Annotated in this window: 15 protein-coding genes; 12 read left to right on the plus strand and 3 right to left on the minus strand. The window is 38.9% G+C overall.

What is annotated here, in order from left to right; translation table 11 throughout:
• The first annotated feature begins 188 nt into the window (after positions 1-188).
• The 6 genes from lepA (at position 189) to OZX60_03280 (ending at position 6,606) form a co-directional block, all read left to right on the plus strand.
• Complete coding sequence (gene lepA / locus OZX60_03255) at positions 189-2,012, plus strand: translation elongation factor 4 (protein ID WEV45872.1); 1,824 nt, start codon at positions 189-191, stop codon at positions 2,010-2,012.
• 96 nt (positions 2,013-2,108) lie between these two features.
• Positions 2,109-2,771: a glutamate racemase gene (locus tag OZX60_03260; protein WEV45762.1), complete on the plus strand. Its 663-nt coding sequence runs from the start codon at positions 2,109-2,111 to the stop codon at positions 2,769-2,771.
• 197 nt (positions 2,772-2,968) lie between these two features.
• The gene (locus tag OZX60_03265; protein WEV45763.1) at positions 2,969-3,919 is read left to right on the plus strand and encodes an iron chelate uptake ABC transporter family permease subunit; all 951 of its coding nucleotides are present in this window, start codon (positions 2,969-2,971) and stop codon (positions 3,917-3,919) included.
• Positions 3,912-4,874 (plus strand): iron chelate uptake ABC transporter family permease subunit, encoded by a 963-nt coding sequence (locus tag OZX60_03270; GenBank protein ID WEV45764.1) that lies wholly within the window; start codon positions 3,912-3,914, stop codon positions 4,872-4,874. The genes OZX60_03265 and OZX60_03270 overlap by 8 nt, the downstream gene beginning before the upstream one ends.
• On the plus strand, positions 4,867-5,625 hold the full coding sequence (locus OZX60_03275) for an ATP-binding cassette domain-containing protein (protein ID WEV45765.1): 759 nt from the start codon (positions 4,867-4,869) through the stop codon (positions 5,623-5,625). The genes OZX60_03270 and OZX60_03275 overlap by 8 nt, the downstream gene beginning before the upstream one ends.
• Positions 5,626-5,646: 21 nt before the next feature.
• Entirely contained in the window at positions 5,647-6,606 is a 960-nt protein-coding gene (locus OZX60_03280; GenBank protein WEV45766.1) for a siderophore ABC transporter substrate-binding protein, read from the plus strand.
• Between the two features lie 40 nt (positions 6,607-6,646).
• On the opposite strand, the gene OZX60_03285 is transcribed toward OZX60_03280, so the two are convergent.
• On the minus strand, positions 6,647-8,017 hold the full coding sequence (locus tag OZX60_03285) for a DUF1958 domain-containing protein (GenBank protein ID WEV45767.1): 1,371 nt from the start codon (positions 8,015-8,017) through the stop codon (positions 6,647-6,649).
• 172 nt (positions 8,018-8,189) lie between these two features.
• Between OZX60_03285 and OZX60_03290 the strand changes: the two genes are divergently transcribed.
• Positions 8,190-8,912 carry a pseudouridine synthase gene (locus tag OZX60_03290; protein WEV45768.1) on the plus strand — a complete coding sequence of 241 codons (723 nt, stop codon included), beginning with the start codon at positions 8,190-8,192 and terminating at the stop codon, positions 8,910-8,912.
• A 31-nt stretch (positions 8,913-8,943) separates the two neighbouring features.
• On the opposite strand, the gene OZX60_03295 is transcribed toward OZX60_03290, so the two are convergent.
• Positions 8,944-9,330: a hypothetical protein gene (locus tag OZX60_03295; GenBank protein ID WEV45769.1), complete on the minus strand. Its 387-nt coding sequence runs from the start codon at positions 9,328-9,330 to the stop codon at positions 8,944-8,946.
• Between the two features lie 150 nt (positions 9,331-9,480).
• Here OZX60_03295 and OZX60_03300 point away from each other — a divergent pair, with 150 nt between their 5' ends.
• From OZX60_03300 to OZX60_03315, 4 genes are all read left to right on the plus strand, one after another.
• Complete coding sequence (locus OZX60_03300) at positions 9,481-9,984, plus strand: small multi-drug export protein (protein WEV45770.1); 504 nt, start codon at positions 9,481-9,483, stop codon at positions 9,982-9,984.
• 163 nt (positions 9,985-10,147) lie between these two features.
• Positions 10,148-10,423: a hypothetical protein gene (locus OZX60_03305; GenBank protein ID WEV45771.1), complete on the plus strand. Its 276-nt coding sequence runs from the start codon at positions 10,148-10,150 to the stop codon at positions 10,421-10,423.
• Positions 10,424-10,615: 192 nt separating this feature from the next.
• On the plus strand, positions 10,616-13,225 hold the full coding sequence (gene clpB, locus OZX60_03310; GenBank protein ID WEV45772.1) for an ATP-dependent chaperone ClpB: 2,610 nt from the start codon (positions 10,616-10,618) through the stop codon (positions 13,223-13,225).
• Between the two features lie 140 nt (positions 13,226-13,365).
• Entirely contained in the window at positions 13,366-14,169 is an 804-nt protein-coding gene (locus tag OZX60_03315; protein WEV45773.1) for a histidine phosphatase family protein, read from the plus strand.
• A 27-nt stretch (positions 14,170-14,196) separates the two neighbouring features.
• Here the strand turns inward: OZX60_03315 and OZX60_03320 are convergent, their stop codons facing one another.
• Positions 14,197-15,618 (minus strand): MFS transporter, encoded by a 1,422-nt coding sequence (locus OZX60_03320; GenBank protein ID WEV45774.1) that lies wholly within the window; start codon positions 15,616-15,618, stop codon positions 14,197-14,199.
• Positions 15,619-15,883: 265 nt separating this feature from the next.
• On the opposite strand from OZX60_03320, the gene OZX60_03325 reads away from it, so the two are divergent.
• Positions 15,884-18,067 carry a glucosaminidase domain-containing protein gene (locus OZX60_03325; GenBank protein WEV45775.1) on the plus strand — a complete coding sequence of 728 codons (2,184 nt, stop codon included), beginning with the start codon at positions 15,884-15,886 and terminating at the stop codon, positions 18,065-18,067.
• Positions 18,068-18,114: the final 47 nt, after the last annotated feature.

The raw sequence follows: 18,114 nt of genomic DNA on the forward strand, positions 1-18,114 counted from the left end.
TGATTATAACATTTATTTCGCTTTTGATAAAAAGTTATCCTAGCCCAGATAATTTACTGGGAGAATTATAAGTGTTTTCTAAATCTTAAGGCCATGCTTGTCCTAGAAATAATGACTTTTGACCAAAAAAATGGTAGAATTAAAGGAATTATCAAATTAATATGATGAGGGAAAAATAAATGTCAAATATAAATATTAATGAATTAAAGGAACGTCAGAAGAAGATTCGTAACTTCTCGATTATTGCCCACATTGACCACGGGAAATCGACTCTGGCTGACCGAATCTTGGAGCAGACGCAGACTGTCTCTAAACGTGAGATGCAGGACCAGCTCCTTGACTCAATGGATCTTGAGCGTGAGCGCGGGATTACCATCAAACTTAATGCCATCGAGCTTAACTATAGGGCAAAAGACGGGGAAACTTACATTTTCCACCTGATTGACACACCGGGACACGTCGACTTCACCTATGAGGTATCAAGAAGTCTTGCGGCCTGTGAGGGTGCCATCCTTGTGGTTGATGCAGCCCAAGGGATTGAGGCCCAAACCATGGCCAATGTTTACCTGGCCCTTGATAATGATCTTGAAATTATTCCAGTTATTAACAAAATTGACCTACCAGCAGCTGATCCAGAGCGTGTTCGTACTGAGATTGAAGATGTTATCGGTCTTGATGCTAGTGATGCAGTTTTAGCCAGTGCCAAGGCAGGGATCGGGATTGAAGAAATCCTTGAGCAAGTCGTTGAAAAGGTACCAGCTCCAGCTGGTGATGTTGAAGCGCCCCTTAAGGCTCTGGTCTTTGACTCAGTCTATGACGCCTACCGTGGGGTTATCTTAAACATTCGTGTAATGGACGGGGTGGTTAAGCCAGGTGATAAGATCAAGATGATGAGTAATGGTAAGACCTTTGACGTAACAGAGGTTGGAATTTTTACTCCTAAGGCCGTTGACCGTGACTACCTGATGGCAGGTGACGTTGGTTACATTGCAGCCAGCATCAAAACAGTTGCCGACACCCGTGTTGGGGACACAGTGACTTTAGCTGACAATCCAGCAGCAGAACCTCTTGAAGGGTACAAGGAACTTAATCCGATGGTTTTCTGTGGTCTTTATCCTATTGACTCAAACAGATATAATGACCTGCGTGAGGCCCTTGAAAAACTTCAATTGAATGATGCCAGCCTTCGTTTTGAGCCTGAAACATCTCAAGCCCTTGGTTTTGGTTTCCGCTGTGGATTCCTAGGACTTCTTCACATGGACGTTATCCAAGAGCGTCTGGAGCGTGAATTCAATCTGGATCTTATCATGACTGCACCAAGTGTTATCTACCAGGTAAACACAACAGCTGGTGAGTCAATTACTGTCTCAAACCCAAGTGAATTCCCTGATCCAACTATGATTGAAAACATTGAAGAGCCTTTTGTTAAAGCTCAAATTATGGTTCCAAGTGAATTCGTAGGGGCTGTTATGGATCTGGCCCAAAGAAAACGTGGTGAGTTTGTGACCATGGACTATATTGATGATAACAGGGTAAATATCATCTACCAAATTCCGCTGTCTGAAATCGTTTATGACTTCTTTGACAAGCTTAAGTCAAGCACCAAGGGTTACGCAAGCTTTGACTATGAAATCAGTGAGTACCGTCCAAGTAACCTGGTTAAGATGGATATCCTTCTTAACGGCGAAAAGGTCGATGCCCTATCATTCATCGTCCACAAGGACTTTGCATATGAGCGCGGGAAACTTATTGTTGAAAAACTTAAGAAAATCATCCCCCGCCAGCAATTTGAGGTGCCAATCCAGGCAGCTATCGGTCACAAGATTGTGGCTAGATCTGACATCAAGGCCCTTCGTAAAAACGTACTTGCCAAGTGTTACGGTGGTGACGTATCCCGTAAACGTAAGCTTCTTGAGAAGCAAAAGGCCGGTAAAAAACGGATGAAATCAATCGGTTCAGTTGAGGTACCACAGGAAGCCTTCCTAAGTGTCCTTAGCATGGATGAAGAATAGAAATGGAAAAAACCACCTTATGAAGGGTGGTTTTTTTAGTCACCCTCCAAATTTTTTGCTATACTGGAAGGAATTTTAAGATCTTAGGAGGAGTCTATGAAAAAAGTACTTGTGGTTGCGGGAACGCCTGTTGATACCAGGGCAGGAGCGGAGCTTGTAGCCAAGTCCGAGTTTGCTGATAAAATTTTGATGCTTGAAAAATATATATCTGAAAATCCTAATGAACAGACCTACTTTCAGACCATGGAGTCAGAAGAGAGGATGCTTAAAATGGAAGAGATATTTGAAGATTATTTGGCCCAAGGTGTAGATGCCTTCTTTATCTACTGTAATTCCCTCTCAGCCTCTGTCGATTTTGATTTTTTGGCCAGTAAGTACCAAAAACCAGTCATTACACCCTTTACTATCTACAAGGAGCTGGCTCAAAATCACAGTAAATTGGGCCTTTTAGCAGCCAATGCCCAGGGAGCAGCAGGGGTGGAGCGGGTTATGACCCAGGCCAATTCGCAAATTAGAATTTCTGCCATTTCAAACCTTGCCTGGGTTTATGCAGTGGAGGAGGAGGTACCAGCAGCTCAACTTGTGAAATCTTACGGCCTTCCTGCTAGCATTGAATTTTTTAAGGAAAATGCCGTCCAAGAGATAATTTTTGCCTGTACCCACTTTCCCTACTTTTTTGAAGAATACCAAAAGAGGACTGAGCTAAAGTGCCTTAATGTGGCCTCCCTCATGCTTGAAAAACTTGAACAAGACCTATAAAAGAGCTATAAAATTAGCTCTTTTTTTCATATTTTTTAAAAAAGTAAAATATATTTTACATTATTCTTGTAAAAAGTATTTGACAATGATATACTAGACAGGTCTTTGTTATATTAAATTTTTCACAAAAATTTATTAAAATTAAGTGAATACTAGAGATTTTTACCAAAGACAAATAAGATTTTAGGGGAGTTGGGGTGAAAAAGTATATACCTTTAGGGCTATTGGTAATTTTTGGACTCTTATCACTTTTTGTTGGAGTTCATAGTATCAACATGGAAGGGGTATTGTCTGGTGACAAAAATCAATTAATGGTTTTTTCTAAGGTTCGTGTACCACGAACCATTAGTTTAATCTTGGCTGGTGGTATGATTAGTCTTTCGGGGAAAATAATGCAGCATATGATGCAAAATAAATTCGTATCAGCTGGAACCATTGGAATGATGGATAGTGCCCGTTTGGGTATTTTAATTGCCATGCTTATTTTTCCGGGCAGCACCATGCTTTTAAAGTCAAGTTTTGCCTTTGTTTTTGCCTTTCTTGGCTCCCTGGCCTTTTTGGCCCTGAGCCGGATGCTGCCCAAGGGGGACGAGATGATTCTTCCCTTGGCAGGTATTATGTTTGGAAATATTATTGGATCTGTTGCAACCTTTTTTGCCTACCAGTTCCAAATTGTCCAGAACCTATCATCCTGGCTACAGGGAAATTTTTCCATGGTCATGAAGGGTCAGTATGAGTTAATTTATGTGACCGTACCAGTTTTTATCGCCATTTATATCCTTGCCTATCAAATAACTGTTTTAGGACTGGGTGAGGATATGGCAGCAAGTCTTGGTATCAATCATAAGTTTTTAATTCCCCTGGTCTTGGTCCTTGTTTCCCTTGGATCAACGTCTGTTCTTATCATGGTTGGAAGTATTCCCTTTCTTGGTATTATTATTCCAAATCTTGTTTCCCTCATGTACGGAGACCATTTAAAAAATACCCTTAATCAAACCTGGATGTCTGGAAGTATCTTTTTGGTGGTCTGTGACATCCTTTCAAGAACGATCATTGCGCCTTACGAGATTCCAGTAAGTGTGATTGTAGGAACCTTGGGTGGTGGTATATTTTTATTCTTTTTATACAGGAGGATTAGGCATGCTTAAGGAAAAAAATTACTGGTTAAAAATCAGCTGCTTGGCTGTGCTTGCTTTGGCTCTTGTAGTCCTTTATTTAACCTATAATACCTACGGGAATTGGGAGTTTGCTTTGGCCCTTAGAGGTAAGCGCTTAATGGCTTTTGTTCTAGTAGCTCTAGCAAGTTCAGTGTCAACGGTAAGTTTTCAAACCCTTACGACCAACCGACTTTTAAGTCCAGGAATTTTAGGTTTAGACAACCTTTACGTCCTTATTCAAACCCTGTTATTCTTTATATTTGGCGGGGTTACCATGCTCTCTCAAGAATCAACGGCCCTTTTTCTAGGAACCATCTTCTTGATGACCCTCTTAAGTACAGTTGCCATTATGGTTTTTACCAAGAGAGAGGGAGGGGATCTTTTTGAGGTCCTAATGATTGGGATTGTATCTGGTACTTTCTTTTCAAGCATTAGTACCTTCTTGCAGGTTGTTATGAATCCAAATGAGTATGACATGCTTCAGGGTAAGCTCTTTGCCTCCTTTAGTAATGTCAACACCTACCACATGCTTCTAGCTAGTCTTTTAATATTCATAGGGATTGCTTATTTTTTTGGCATTGGAGGAAAGCTTGATGTCATGCAGCTGGGGCGGGATACGAGTATCAACCTGGGTCTTGATGTTTCAAGGATTCAAATGGTTAGTTTAATTTTAATTTCCGTACTTACAGCAACGTCAACTGCCTTAGTTGGACCGACAGTTTTTCTAGGTTTTATTTTATCAACAATTAGTCGGGCCATCTTTACGAGTTTTAACCACCGCTATATTTTTCTAGCATCTAGTTTGATAGGTATTGTCTTACTCGTCGGAGGTCAATTTCTGGTTGAGCAGGTCTTTGGTTTTTCAACGACCATTAGCGTTATCATCCAATTTCTTGGTGGGATTATCTTTATTGGAAAAATTATAGGAGAAAGAAAGTATGATTGAACTTTGTGCAGTTGAAAAAAGGCTTGGCAGTAAGGACATATTAAGGGACATTAACCTTGAAATTCCTCAGGGCAAGCTAGTTGCTTTTATTGGTCCTAATGGGGCCGGAAAGTCAACCATGCTATCTTTAGTTAGTCGCCTGCAGGACATAAATCAAGGAAAAATTTACATTGATGAAAGGGAAATTAAGACCTGGTCATCAAGGGACTTGTCAAAGAGGCTTGCGATTTTAAAGCAGTCAAATAGCTATAACCTAAAGATTTCAGTCAGAGATTTAGTATCATTTGGCCGCTACCCTCACAGCAAGGGAAGGCTGACTGCAGAAGATAAGCAGGTTATTGACCATGTTTTAAAAAAAATGAACCTTTGGGATTTGGCCCAGGACAAGATTGATGAGCTGTCAGGTGGTCAACTGCAGCGGGTTTATATTGCCATGATTTTGGCTCAAGATAGTAGCTACATGCTTTTTGACGAACCTCTTAATAATCTTGATATGAATCATGCCCAGCAGATCATGAAGGAATTAAGAGAACTTGTTGATAAGGATGATAAGACAGTATTTATTGTTTTACACGACATTAATTTTGCGGCTGTTTATGCCGACTACATTGTTGCCATGAAAGACGGGCAAATCTTTAAAAGGGGACAAACAGAGGATATTATCAAAGAAGATGTTTTAAGTGACCTCTATGATATGGACGTCCATGTCCATCAAATAAAGGGCAAACCATTTTGCCTGTACTTTAATTAATAAATTTACGGAGAATAAATTATGAAAAAAATGCTATCAGCGCTTGTTGTTTTGGTGACTCTTATAGGTCTTGCAGCCTGTGGAAGTAAGGGGTCAAGTGATACAGCTACAAGTTCAAGTACCCAATCAGAGGCAAGTAGCCAGAAGACCATTAAAATTAAAGATTCTAATGGAGAAAAGGAAGTTCCTTATAATCCGGAAAAGGTTGTTGTTTTTGATTACAGCTCACTTGACACCATGGATTCACTTGGTCTTAAAGACCGTGTAACAGGTCTTCCAACAAGCTCTCTACCAAGCTACCTGGATCAATACAAGGACATTGCATCAGTTGGTGGAGTTAAGGAGCCTGATCTTGAAAAAATTAATCAGCTAAAACCTGATTTGATTGTTATTGCAGGTCGTCAAAAGGACTACGAGGAACAACTATCTAAGATAGCACCGACTGTCTTCTTCTCAACAGATGCAAACTCTCCTTGGGCTTCAACTCAAGAAAATATTAAAGAACTTGCCAAAGTCTTTGGTAAAGAAAAAGAAGCTGATGAAAAGATTGCAAAAATCCAAAAATCAATGGATAAAATGAAAGAAGCCAATGAAAAATCAGATAAGAAGGCTATGATTATTATGGCAAGTGAGGGTAACCTATCAACTTATGGTAAGGGTTCACGCTTTGGAATTGTCTTTGATTCATACGGCTTCAAACCAGCTGATGAAGATGTTAAGGCAAGTACCCACGGACAAAATGTTTCTTATGAGTACATTGCTGAAAAGAATCCAGATATTATCTTTGTAATTGACCGTACTAAGGCCATTGGTGGAGATGATTCAAAAAATGATCTAGCTTCAAATGATTTAGTTAAGGAAACTAAGGCTGGTAAAAATAACCAGGTTATAAGTCTAGATCCACAAGTTTGGTACCTTGCAGGTTCAGGTCTTGAATCTCTTGATGTAATGACAAGCGATCTTGATAAGGCTGAAAAATAAAAAAACAAAAAAATCTCCAATTTATGGAGATTTTTTGTTTTTAAGCCTTTCTTCTCTTTCTAGTAACTCTAAGAAGGATAAGGGCTAGGAAAACAACTAAAATAGTGATTCCCAGAACAAGTAGAAGGCTGATTTTTGAAAGTTTAAACAAGGAGCTATCTTTTAATGAAGATCCTGAACCAGTATTTTTTGTTGTATTTTTAGATGCCGTGGTGGTAGGACTTGATTTAGTCTCCGTATAGTTGACAGCAAGGGGTGAAAAAGTCTTACTGACTAGCGGAAGGGCACTTGTGAGAACAAGTTGATTATTTTCCAAGCTAAAACTTGCTTCTGTCCCCTTTTTAGTGACCGCCTTTAATTCCTGGTCAACTGTGATTTTTTGATTATTGACAGTCTGCTCTCCACTAGCTAAAAGGGTATTCATACTGTAGTCAGCATAAATTTTATCAAGAAGGGCATTTCCAAAGAGATGTCTGATAAATTCGCTGGGCTCGTCGTCCCAATCACCAACTCCCATAATGACCTCAATAACCCTCATTCCGTTTTTATTGCAGGTAACAGTATAGTTGTAAGCTCCTTCAGGACTTGATCCAGTTTTTAAGCCGTCAACTCCTTCGTATCCGTAAGCCGCTCCAGTCACAGTACCTGGTAGAGAATAGTTATAGTTCTCAAAACTTTCCTCGTAAGGGGTGCCTTTCATGGTAGTTGCTGTGGCCTGGCTGGTAAATTCAAGAATTTGTGGGTATTCATTTAAAATATGGTAGGCTAAAATGGCAAAATCCCTAGCAGTAGTTGAATTTCCCTTGTTAGGATCATAGCCTGCTGGATTGTAAAGTCCACTAAAGGCTACAGCCTCAGCTCCCCCAGCATTGTTGAAATGGGTGTTGGTCATCCCGATTTCCTGGGCCTTGGCATTCATCATATCAACAAATTTACCAGTATCTCCGTCTGCAACAAGATTTCCAAGCATGATTGTTGAAACATTTGATGAAGGTACTAGGGTCATAGTTATAAGCTCTTTAACCGGATAATCAACACCAGCATGGATGCTACTGTTACTTACGGCATAAAGGCAGCTTATTTCCTGGTCAAGCTCGCTGGCTGTGACCTGGCTATCCATGGCAAATGTCCCTTCCTTCATGGCTTCAAAGACCAGATACATGGTCATAAGTTTTGACATGCTGGCGGGATTTCTAATCTCATCTGGATTGTCCTGCCAGAGGATTTGACCGTCTTTGGCATCAATTACAATTGATGATTTAGGTTTGTAGTCCTCTGTGACCTTGTAGCCCAAATCTTGGGCAATTTTTACAAGATCTCCACTAGGTCCTAGAGAATCATCAGCTAGGATTTTAGCTGGATAAATAAAAAATAGGCAAGTTAACAAGAATAAAAAAATAGATTTTTTCAAAACATCTCCTTTAATATATTTTGGGGCATATGAAATAATTCTAGCATAGATTGGCTTTCATTTAATAATAAATTTACCCAAACAAGCTGAAAATCGCCTAAATAAAGAAAAAGCACTGATAAAATGTTAAAATATGACCAGAATAACAAAGGAAATGGAAGTAGAAATATAAATGCGTTTAGACAAGTTTTTAGCTAATATGAATCTGGGTTCCCGGACAGAGGTCAAAAAGGACATAAAAAAAGGCCAAGTAACAGTAAATGGCCAGGTGATAAAGTCAGACAAGCATCAAATTAATGAAGAAGCCGATCAAATTACTTTCAGAGGACAGCTAGTAAACTATCAAAAATATTTTTACTATCTTCTTAATAAGCCAGCGGGCTACCTTTCAGCCAAGACCGATACTCGTGACAAGACAATCATGGATTTATTTAAGGCTTCTGATAGAAGGGATGACCTTTTTCCTGTTGGTAGACTTGACAAGGATACAGAAGGGCTTTTACTAGTGACCAACGACGGCGACTTGGCGCACAGACTCCTTTCTCCCAAAAAACACGTTCCAAAACTATACCAGGCAGAAATCTCTGGCATCATGACTGGGGACGATATCAAGCTCTTTGCAGAAGGACTTACGATTGACGGAGGAGAATTGTGCCTACCTGCAGAACTGGAACTTGTATCAGTAAATCCGCAAGAAGACACCTCCCTTATAAGGCTAACCCTTCATGAAGGAAAATTCCACCAAGTTAAGCGAATGGTCAAGGCTGTTGGAAAAAAAGTGACCTATTTGGAAAGGCTTGGCATGGGAAATCTAATGCTTGATGATAACCTAAAGCGCGGAGCCTATAGGCCGTTATCAGATAAGGATTTAGAAAAGCTAGACCTAAACAACTAGCAAGCCTTGCTTGCTAGTTTAGTCCCAGTGATTAGATGCTTCCAAGATATAAATTACTCAAGCATAGTTGCCACAGGTAATAGGCAAGAAGGATAAATAAGACCTCTAAAATGAAGGTGTAAATTTCCTTGATGGGGAATTTTTTTGATCTAAACCAAGCATTAATTCCAAGAATATAAGGCAGAAAACTCAGGGGAATCATAATTTTAACTAAGTTAACAACCTGAAAGATATTATCATTACTTAATTTTTTATAAAATTTTAGATTATAGTAGCTGATAAAGGCAAAAAACACTAAAGAGGCTACAATAACTAAAGGTTTTCTGTAGCTGAGGGGCTTTGTAATAAAGTAAAGGCCAAGAATATAAAAGACCAGGCAAATGAGACTTACTAAAAGACTCGATTGGGCGAGTGGCATAAATTTCTCCTTTTTGATTTTTATTTTTATTATAGCAAAATTTTCTTTATCTAATGGAATGAGACAGGGTAAAAAGGGGTTGATTTCAGCCTTTTAAAATGGTAACTTTAAAGGTAGTTTGTGAATAAAATATATTAAAAGGAAATAAACATGGTAGAAGTAGTAGTAGAATTTTTTAAGCAGTATTTAGGACCAAAGATGATGGTTTTTATAATTTCAATCCTTCCAGTTCTAGAGCTTAGGGGAGGTCTTGTAGCAGCAAGACTTTTAGACTTACCCTGGTATCAAGCAGGACCAATTGCAGTTTTAGGAACCATGTTACCAGTACCTTTTATCATCTTCTTTATTGAAAAAATCCTAGATTTCTTAAGCCTACATGGTCCAATTAAAGGACTGGCTAAAAAAATCGTTAAAGAAGGACGTGAAGGCGGAGAAAAACTTAAGAAAAAGTATCCTAATAGCTTAAATATTGGTCTACTTTTATTTGCGGCCATTCCTTTCCCAGGTTTTGGTGCTTGGACAGGAGCTTTAATTGCAGCCCTACTTGGAATGTCACCTAAAAAGTCTCTTCCGGCTATCTTTGCTGGTACAGTCATCGCAGCAGCTCTTATGCTTATTCTGGCCTATCTTATGCCTGGACTCCTTATAAAATAATCTTTTAAATAAGAAGATAAACACACTATTAAAAGTGTGTTTATTTATTTTTTAAAATCGAAGGTATAAATTTTTGCAAAAAAAGTTGAAAAGGAATACAATGACCTTGTTAGGAAATAAGCAATCGCTTATTCGACATTATTAAAATTTGGAGGGTCTCAAAATGGCAGATTATACTGAAAAACAAGAAAAAGTTTTGGATAAAATTTCACGTGTTCTTACTAAATTAGATGAAACTGTTGATAAATACAGCGAATTAGAAGAAGACGGAAAATCACATCGCATCAGAGAATGGATTGAAGAGAAAAAAGCCATCCATGAAATCAAAAAAATCTTAAAAGAAGTTGATAAATATTCTGACAATGCAGACCATGAATATGATAAAGAACTTGCTCAAGTTCAAGAGTATGTTGAATCAATTGAAGATCAAATTGGTTAAATTTATTTAGAAATAATCTTAAATAGACAAGGGCAGGGATAGCTTCATCCTTGTCCTTTGTTGTTAATATATTGCTTTACTAAAAGAAAATTAATTACTATAATCTATTTGTAGACCAACAAGCGTTTTCATTTGAGGTCCAGTAATTGATTTAAATAATGTTTTACTTCTACACCAAGAAGGAGAGTGTACATGAACATTGAGAAAATGACCACTACTATGCAAGATGCCCTGGGTGAAGCCCAAGGAATAGCTGTAACTAGACACAATCAAGATATTGATACAGCTCATCTTTGGAAAATTTTTGTTCAACCCAATCATTTTGCAAGGAATTTTTATACTGATTTAGGAATTGACCTTGAAGGCTTTGAGGGGGTAATTGACAAGCAAATTGACAGCCTGCCAAGTATCTCAGGATCAAATGTCCAATATGGTCAAAGTATCAGCCAGGATTTATTTAATATTTTTAATGAAGCTGATAAGCTAAGAGAAGAATTTAAGGATGAATATCTATCAACTGAAATTGTTCTCCTAGCCCTAATGAAGGTTAAAAATAATAAGTTAACCAACTACCTTTTGAGCCAAGGGCTTACAGAAGGTGAAATGAAAAAAGCAATTGAGGAGTTAAGAGGGGGAGAAAGAGTGACTTCACAAAATCAAGAAGAGCAATATGAGGCCCTTGAAAAATATGCCACTGACCTGATTGAAGATGTTAAAAGTGGTAAGATGGATCCAGTTATTGGGCGTGATGAGGAGATTCGAGATGTTATTCGTATCCTGTCACGTAAGACTAAAAACAATCCCGTTTTAATCGGGGAACCTGGGGTTGGTAAAACAGCCATTGTTGAAGGTTTAGCCCAACGTATCGTTAGAAAAGACGTACCAGAGAATCTTAAAAATAAGAAAATTTACTCATTAGATATGGGGGCTCTTATTGCCGGAGCTAAATTCCGTGGTGAGTTTGAAGAAAGACTAAAGGCTGTCCTTAAAGAGGTTGAGAAGTCTGAAGGACAAATCATCCTTTTCATTGATGAAATCCACAATATTGTCGGAGCTGGTAAAACAGAAGGTAGTATGGATGCCGGAAATCTGTTGAAACCTATGCTTGCCCGCGGTGAACTTAATGTGGTCGGGGCAACAACTCTTGATGAATACCGCCAGTACATGGAAAAAGACAAGGCCCTTGAACGCCGCTTCCAAAAGGTTCTGGTAAAAGAACCAACTGTTGATGATGCCATTTCAATCCTTCGTGGTCTTAAAGAGCGTTTTGAAATCCACCACGGAGTTAACATCCATGACAATGCTCTTGTTGCGGCAGCTCAATTATCTGATCGCTACATTACAGACCGTTACCTTCCTGACAAGGCTATTGACCTAGTCGATGAAGCCTGTGCAAGTATTAGGGTTGAGATGAACTCAATGCCAACTGAACTTGACCAGGTAACCCGCCGTCTCCTTCAACTTGAAATTGAAGAGTCAGCCCTTAAAAAAGAAAGTGACGATGCTTCTAAAAAACGTCTAGATGCCCTTCGCGGTGAACTTGCTGACCTACGTGAGGAAGCAAACACCCTTAAGATGAAGTGGGAGACTGAAAAAGAAGAAGTTAATGCCGTTTCAAACAAAAGATCTGAAATTGATAAGGCCAAACATGAACTTGAAGATGCTGAAAACAATTATGACCTTGAACGAGCAGCTGTCCTCCGTCATGGTACAATCCCAGAACTTGAAAAAGAACTGGCAAAATTAGAGCAAAAAGCAACTAACGATAACAGTGATAAACTGGTTCAAGAGTCTGTAACTGAAGATTCGATTGCAGAAGTTGTCGGTCGTTTGACAGGTATTCCGGTTAAAAAACTTGTTGAAAGTGACCGTGAAAAACTAATGACCCTCAACCAAACCCTTCACAAACGTGTAATCGGACAAGATGAAGCGGTTGATGCCGTGTCTGATGCAGTAATTAGATCTCGGGCAGGACTACAAGATCCAAACCGTCCAATTGGATCCTTCCTCTTCCTAGGACCTACTGGGGTCGGGAAGACAGAACTTGCCAAGGCCTTAGCTGAAAGTCTCTTTGATTCAGAAGATAACATGGTCAGAATTGACATGAGTGAGTACATGGAAAAACACGCTGTATCTCGTTTGGTCGGAGCGCCTCCAGGATATATTGGATATGAAGAAGGTGGGCAACTTACTGAGGCAGTCCGTCGTAATCCATATACCATTGTTCTCCTTGATGAGATTGAAAAAGCTCATCCGGATGTCTTCAATATCCTCCTTCAAGTTCTTGATGATGGCCGTTTAACTGACTCTAAAGGTCGTGTTGTTGATTTCAAAAATACAGTTATGATTATGACAAGTAATATCGGTTCACAACTTCTTCTTGAAGGGGTAAATTCTGATGGTGAGATTTCTGAGGAGACTGAAGAGCAGGTTCTTGAAATCCTCCGTGGAAACTTTAAACCAGAATTTCTTAATAGGATTGACGATACCATCCTCTTCACACCACTTAGCCTAAATGATGTTAAGGGAATTGTTGATAAGATGGTGGCATCTGTTGCCAAACGTTTGGAACACCAAGACATTAGCCTTAAAATAAGTGATGATGCAAAAACCTTTATTGCTGAAAATGCCTATGAACCAGCTTATGGTGCCCGTCCGCTTCGTCGTTACATTACCCGTGAAGTTGAAACTCCTCTTGCCAAAGAGATTGTTTCAGGCAAAGTCACTGGAAAATCTGATGTTGTAATCGATATTTTAGCTGACAAACTTAACTTTAAGTCTGAGAAAAAAGCAGAAGTTTAATAACTATAATAAATTAAAGAGAATTCCTTGTGGGATTCTCTTTTTTATATGTCCCCAGTTAACCTAGTTAATTTTTGACAAAATGAATGCGTTTTCATAAGATAAATATAAGGGTTATCTTTAATCAAAGGAGGATTTAAATGAAGAAGAAAATTTCACTGGGGATGCTTTTGGTCTTTTTACTGGTTCTTGTCGGATGTGGTAAAAATAGTAGCAGCAAGGTTGATTCAAGTACCAGTAAAGATGCTAACGAAGTTGTCTTATATGTTACCCGTCACGGGAAGACCATGTTTAATAGCGTTCACAGGGCCCAGGGGTGGTCAGATACTCCCCTAACAGCTCCAGGAGTTGAAGTGGCTGAGCAGTTGGGACGTGGTTTTAAAAAGGACAATATTGAATTTGTTTCTGCCTATTCGAGTGACCTAGGACGTGCCCGTCAGACTGCTCATTATGCCTTGGTAAACAATAACCAGGAAGATCTTAATGTTCAAGAAAGTGAAAAATTAAGAGAGGTTTGCTTTGGTTCCTATGAGGGCGAAACTGATGAGGTGATGTGGGGTGAGACTGGTAAGGATTTGGGCTATGACTCCTATGACGATTTCATGTCAGCTGTAATAGGTGGTGAGTCTTCTATTGCTGACATGCTAACCTCCCTTAAAAAACTTGACACATCAAACATGTCTGAGGATTGGGACGGTGTTGGAAACCGAATGAGAGAAGAACTTACTGAAATTGCTAAAAAAACTGAAGAAGCAGGTGGTGGTAATGTTCTTGTCGTAGCACACGGTATGTCAATACTTGCTATGATTTCTGAGATGACAGATCAAAAACCTGCAGGTGGCCAACTACCCAACGCCAGTGTGACAAAGATTGTCTATAAGGACGGAAAATTTGATGTTCAAGAGGTCGGAAACCTTGAGTACGTTGAAAAAGGAGCAGCATAAGAATACCCTAAATAAAAAAGACTAGCCTTAAAGGCTAATCTTTTTTTGTTTTTTATTAAAGTGATTCATACTATTAAAGAAAATAGCTACCAAACAAAAGACACTAGCTATTAAAAATGAAGAATGCATGGCACTTACAAAGTAAGTCGGATTTATAGCGATATCACTAACATGGTGGCCTGCTTGATGTTCAACCAAAAGGTTCATGCTAAGGGTTGAAACGGCAACTCCAACAACCATCCCAAGATTTCGAGCCAGGGCATTTAGGGCACCTGCAATCCCTAAATCATTTGCCTTAACTGAGCTCATAACAATGGTATTGTTAGGTGCTTGGAAGAGGGCATTTCCAAGGGCTGTAATAGCAATGGAAAGAACAATAATCTTAATATCTGTATCAATCTTCCAAAAGCTGTAGGTAAAGATTCCGCCAGCTAGAAGAATTAGACCTATCAAGGTAAGTTTTTGGCGGTCGTATTTGTCAGCAAGGATTCCAGCTATAGGAGAAAATACTATCTGTACAAGGGGCATAACCATCATAATCATTCCAGCTTGACTTGGATTTAGTCCCTTAACTTCTTGAAGATAGAAGGGCATAATCATAGTATAGAAGAAAGCTGCAATAAAGATAAAAAGAGCACTTAATAGACTTCCTGAAAAAAGCTTATTTTTAAATATCTTTAAATCAACCAAAGGATTTTCAATATTTTTTTCAAGTTTAATAAAGAGGTAGAAGGTTGCAAGGGTTACAAGAAGGAAGACAAGCGTTAGTGGATTGACTAGTCCTTCGTCCTGAACAGAAGTGATGAAGGCATAGAAGCTTAGGATTAGGACTGAAAGGATGATACCTCCTTTGTAGTCAATTTTAGAAGCAGATTTTTTCTTCTTATTTTTAAGAATAAGTTGGCTACTTAGTATTCCAACAAGACCAATTGGAATATTGATTAGGAAGATGTAGTGCCAGGATAAATGATTTAAGATAAAACCACCAAGTCCAGGTCCTGCGATAGCTCCGATTGATACAAAGGCTGCTACACTTCCAAGGGCACGCCCCCTTGTTTCTTGGGAGAAGGTTTCTGTGATGATACCACTGTTAGTACTCATAGTCATACCAGATCCAATAGCCTGAATAACACGGGCTACAATCAGCATGAAAAGGCTGCTACTGATACCACAGAGGAGAGAGCCGATAACAAAGACGATTCCTCCTATTTTAAAGACCCTAGATTTTCCGTATATATCACCTAATTTACCAAAGGGAAGAAGGCTACAGCAAATGACTAGTAGATAGCTTGATACGATTAGGCTTCCCTTATCTTGACCGATATTTAATTCCCTACAAATAGTTGGTAGGGCGATATTTACGATACTTGAGTCCAGGGTTGACATGAGGGTAAAGACGCAGACAGTTACGAGAATTACAATCTCTTTTAAATTGGATTTTTTCTGCAATTTAAATCTCCTTAATTTATTTATTTTTATTTTTTCTTCTGTTTTAGAATCGACTTGACCAAAAATTCCAGCAAGAACAATCTTAACAGACCTAGAGAGCAGATTCAAGGTAATTTTAAAAAATTAAACATTTGTGAAAAACATAATTTATTTTTGTTATTTTAAATATTATGAATATATAATATGTGAACAAAAAGATTGTAAAAGCCTTTTCTTTCTTGTATAATAAAGTAGAGTATAGTACACATTAGGAGGACGTTAAACATTGACTAATAACAAGAGAATAAAAAAATATATATCATCCACAAGTTTAGCCCTGCTTCTTTTTTCACAGGCGGCTCCCGTTCTTGCGGCAGCTAATTCTGTGAGTGAAAGTAAACAGGAAAATACAAAGGATAAGGATACGTCTACAGAAAATCAGACTTCAAGTTCTTCAGTTTCTATAAATGTTGAAGTGCCCGTTACTTCAAGTGAAGTTGCACCAGCAGTCTCAGAGGTTGCACCTACTGAATCAACAACTACTGAAGTACCTGTGACACCAAGTGAGAACACTAGTGAACTTCCAGGCACAGGTTCAAGTGATTCGACAAGTGAATCTTCAACCTCATCAAGTTCAGAAGCAACCACATCAGAGTCATCAACAGGTGAATCAACTTCGGAATCTTCAACAAGTACTTCATCTTCAGCAGGAGAAACCGGCACTTCATCTTCCACAAGTGAAGTACCAGCTTCAAGTGAAAAACCTAGTGACAGTGGTCAAACAAGTGGAAATCAAGGGACTTCAACTACAAAACCATCAACTGGAGCGGATCAGGTTCTTCCAAGTCCTTCAGCTGATACTAGTACCATTGTAACAGAGGTCACTCCTCACATTATTGGACCTGTTAAAGATAGTAATATTTCACAGGATCTTTTAGTTGATAGCATTACTAAATCGACCCTAAATGGATATGAACTACCTTTACTATCTAGCTTAGATAATAAAGATCAGGCAGCCATTATTGTTGAGGCCCTCAAACAATTAAACAAACCTTATGCAGATGATGCCAAGGATGATGAAAGTTTCAACAATCTTCATTTGGTAAATTATGTCTATGAAAAGGTTTTTGCAAGTAAATTAGGTGATAATTTTGACCAAGTTTCTAAATCAGGTGAACAAGTTGAGGTTTCTAAAGCTCAGGTTGGAGATATCTTGGTTTGGAAGGACAGCCAAAAGGTTGCCATCTATCTTGGGAACAACAAATTTATCATGGCTGATAATTTCCCAGCTGATGCTACTAAAACTACTGAAGACGAGGCTAAGAGCGAAGAGCAAAAGGCTGAAGAAAGTAAGCTATCTGCAGTTAAGGTTTTCACTCTAAATTCTAAAAAGACTGAGTCAAAAGACAAGGATACTGACCTTAAATATGACAATTTACCAACTGCTGACTATGCAATTAAGGCCTCAGTTGGTAAGACCTTAACTTCTTATGGTCAAGATCTAGTTAAAAATTATGCTGCATCAATGGATGTGAAACCAGTCCAAGCTACTAAAGATTTCATTGAAAGTATTGGTGATAGTGCTCGTGATTTAGGTCAAAAATATGATGTTTTTGCCTCAGTTATGATTGCTCAAGCCATCCTGGAAAGTGGATCAGGTTCTAGCGGACTCTCTCGTGTCCCTTACAATAACCTTTTCGGAATTAAGGGTGGATCTGGTGTTGCTTCAGTTGTCTTTGCTACCCAGGAAGATGCTGGAAATGGGCAACTATATTCAATCCAAGCACCATTTAGGGTTTATAGCAGTTCAGCTCAATCACTTGAAGATTATGTGACCCTAATTCGTAATGGAATCAGTGGAAATAGCAGTATCTACAAGGGAGTTTGGCGCTCTGAAGCTAAAAATTATCTGCAAGCAACTGACTACCTAACTGGTCGTTATGCTACTGATACTCAATACAGCAATAAGCTTAATTCAATTATCGCAGCCTATAATTTAACACGTTTTGATGAACCAAAAGCTGATCCAGGTGTTATTATTCAAGATGTTAAAAATATTCCTAGTGAATACAAGGATGCTATGGAGTTTGCTTCATACAACGGATTTAACTATAATCTGAGTGGTTCTTATCAGGTGGGTCAATGTACCTGGTATGCCTATAACCGTATCAAGCAGCTAGGTGGAAACATCGGTGATTACATGGGTAACGGTGGTGATTGGGGTATCAATGCTATGCGCCTTGGTTACAAAACATCAACAACACCACAAGCAGGTTATGCTATAAGCTTTAAGCCAGGAGTTGCTGGGGCTGACGGTACTTATGGTCACGTGGCCTTTGTTGAAGCTGTGACAGCAGACGGAATTCTGGTTTCAGAAAGTAATGTTGTTAACCAACAGACAGTATCATACAGGATTATTCCAAATGATGTAGCTCTATCTAGTGGAGTTATGTACATCGCACCAAAATAAAAGAAATATAAAAAAGCCGCATCCTAGGGAGCGGCTTTTTTGTTGGC

Source organism: Streptococcaceae bacterium ESL0687, assembly GCA_029392475.1.
Classification (GTDB): domain Bacteria; phylum Bacillota; class Bacilli; order Lactobacillales; family Streptococcaceae; genus Floricoccus.

Coding starts and splice junctions, on each gene's coding strand:
- OZX60_03260 (WEV45762.1), top strand. CDS start 2,109: ATGAAAAAAGTACTTGTGGTTGCGGGAACGCCTGTTGATACCAGGGCA.
- OZX60_03270 (WEV45764.1), top strand. CDS start 3,912: ATGCTTAAGGAAAAAAATTACTGGTTAAAAATCAGCTGCTTGGCTGTG.
- OZX60_03275 (WEV45765.1), top strand. CDS start 4,867: ATGATTGAACTTTGTGCAGTTGAAAAAAGGCTTGGCAGTAAGGACATA.
- OZX60_03280 (WEV45766.1), top strand. CDS start 5,647: ATGAAAAAAATGCTATCAGCGCTTGTTGTTTTGGTGACTCTTATAGGT.
- OZX60_03290 (WEV45768.1), top strand. CDS start 8,190: ATGCGTTTAGACAAGTTTTTAGCTAATATGAATCTGGGTTCCCGGACA.
- OZX60_03295 (WEV45769.1), bottom strand. CDS start 9,330: ATGCCACTCGCCCAATCGAGTCTTTTAGTAAGTCTCATTTGCCTGGTC.
- OZX60_03300 (WEV45770.1), top strand. CDS start 9,481: ATGGTAGAAGTAGTAGTAGAATTTTTTAAGCAGTATTTAGGACCAAAG.
- OZX60_03305 (WEV45771.1), top strand. CDS start 10,148: ATGGCAGATTATACTGAAAAACAAGAAAAAGTTTTGGATAAAATTTCA.
- clpB (WEV45772.1), top strand. CDS start 10,616: ATGAACATTGAGAAAATGACCACTACTATGCAAGATGCCCTGGGTGAA.
- OZX60_03315 (WEV45773.1), top strand. CDS start 13,366: ATGAAGAAGAAAATTTCACTGGGGATGCTTTTGGTCTTTTTACTGGTT.